Here is a 1,679-nt window from a genome sequence, read left to right on the forward strand (position 1 = left end):
AGTTCCATGACCTTGGTGTACATCTCCAGCCAGTCGCCGATCTGGTCTTTCGGGGTGAACACCGGCCAGTGGTCGGGGAAGGGCAGGTAGGGCATGTGGTCGTACCAGACCGGGTCGTGCAGGCACAGCGACTTGTAGCGGCCGCGCCATTGATCGCCGGGGCGTTCGGCTTTGTCGATGATCAGCGTCGGTACGCCCATGCGTTTGAGCCTTGCGCCGAGGCCGAGCCCGCCCTGACCGCCGCCGACGATCAGGCAGTACGGTTGCGTGGTGATGCCCAGCGCCGCTTCTTCATCGCGGCGGCGCTCCAGCCAGTTGCGCTTGTCAGCGTGGGCATGGCCGTGGCTCGCGCCCATCGGCCGGCGGCGGCCGCTGGGTTCTTCGAAGCCTTTGAGTTCGCGCATGGTGGTCAACAAAGTCCAGCACAGACCGTCCTTCAGGCGCACGTAGCCTTTGCCACGCGCGGTGTCGGTTTCCAGACTCATCCAGCCTTCGAGCACGCCGTCGCTAAGCGTGGCTTCACCTTCGAGTTGCCAGCGTTCGGGCCGGGTCTGCTCAAGGCGTGTTTCGAGCATGTCGCGAATCGCCGGTTTGCCTTCCAGGGTGACGAGGTTCCAGCTGAACAGCAGCAAGTCACGCCAGTGGCATTCTTCGGCAAACAGCTCCAGCGTGCCGTCCACATCTCGTTGCGCCAGACGTTCGCCGAGGCGTTCGACCCAGGCCGCAAGTTGCGCTGTTGGCGATTGCAAAGGGGTTTCAATAGCGATGTTCATGGGGCCACTCCCGATCTTGTTGTTTTGGTAAGCCATGGCATCAGAGCAAGGCTTGGGCCATCTCATTGAAAGGCGCGGGCCAGAGCGTTTGATGCAAAGGCCGACAAGGCTTGGCGCAGGCGACATGTCACAAATTCGAGAATCGCGGATGACACTGTGTCACTCGGCGCGAAATTCCCCCGCAATGAGCTTTTCATCTAAGCTGCGGACACACCCGTGTCTTCACCGAAGCGGAGAACAACAACAATGAAACCGGCCTCGATCAACGCCCACGCGCGCCAGGTACTGCAAGCCGTGCAGGGCTCTGTTGCCAGCCACAGCGCGGCGGCAGACCTGGCGATCACCCGTTCGTGGCGGCGCTGCCTGGATCAATACCAGCTCGATCCGGCCAGCCGCCGCGCGCCGGACGTGCTCGAACAGGCGCGTTTGCGCGAACACCGTGCGCCGCTGGAACACATCATTTCCGTGGCGCACTGGCAGATGAACAGCCTGCACCAGCAACTGGGACGTGACGGCCATGTCGTGCTGCTCACCGATGCGCGCGGCGTGGCGATCGACAGCGTGTTCAACGAAGCCGAACGCGGCGAGTTCCAGCGCTCCGGGCTGTGGCTCGGCTCGGTCTGGAGCGAGGAGCACGAGGGCACCAACGGTGTCGGCACCTGCCTGGTCGAGCGCCAGCACGTGACCATTCGCCGCGACGAGCATTTTCGTGGCCAGCACGTCGGCCTGACCTGTTCGGCCAGCCCGATATTCGACGCCAGCGGTGAGTTGCTCGCCGTGCTCAACCTGTCCTCCGTGCGCGAGGAAAGCAGCCTTGAGCAACGCTTCAAGGCCATGGCCCTGACCAATCTGTCGGCCAGGTTGATCGAGAGCTGTTTTTTCCTTGGCCACGATCCGCAGCGCTAT

General features: G+C 63.0%; 1 protein-coding gene and 1 pseudogene. One reads left to right on the top strand and one right to left on the bottom strand.

Annotated elements, in window-relative coordinates; translation table 11 throughout:
• A partial coding sequence (locus OQK_RS00490) for an NAD(P)-binding protein (RefSeq protein WP_038860102.1) occupies positions 1–773 on the bottom strand: 773 nt, incomplete at its 3' end.
• Between the two features lie 246 nt (positions 774–1,019).
• Between OQK_RS00490 and OQK_RS00495 the strand changes: the two are divergent.
• Positions 1,020–1,679 (top strand): annotated as a pseudogene (locus OQK_RS00495) (GAF domain-containing protein); the annotation flags it as partial.

The organism is Pseudomonas sp. R62, from assembly GCF_000257605.1.
GTDB lineage: Bacteria > Pseudomonadota > Gammaproteobacteria > Pseudomonadales > Pseudomonadaceae > Aquipseudomonas > Aquipseudomonas atacamensis.